Annotated in this window: 1 protein-coding gene; it reads left to right on the forward strand. The window is 39.5% G+C overall.

Translation table 11 applies throughout. The features are described from left to right. On the forward strand, positions 1 to 210 hold a 210-nt coding region (locus tag SB749_RS20775), incomplete at its 5' end, for an alanine:cation symporter family protein (RefSeq protein WP_410711984.1). Positions 211 to 238 lie beyond the last annotated feature (28 nt).

Genomic DNA, 238 nt, shown 5'->3' on the forward strand with positions numbered 1-238 from the left:
GAATTACCATTAGTGTGGACTCTAGCTGATGTGTCTATGGGCCTAATGGCGATTGTAAACGTAATCGCGCTATTTATGCTCTCAGGAGTTGTGGTATGGCTTGCCAAAGATTACAACGCTCAACGACGTGCTGGAAAGTTACCGACGTTTGATCCAAGTAAAAACAACAAGCTTAATAAAACTATTCCGAAAGGTATTTGGCACAAATAACTTTAAAGAGATTTAAGTTAAAAACCCG

Origin of the sequence: Brevibacterium sp. SIMBA_078, assembly GCF_046534565.1 — a bacterium.
Classification (GTDB): domain Bacteria; phylum Actinomycetota; class Actinomycetes; order Actinomycetales; family Brevibacteriaceae; genus Brevibacterium.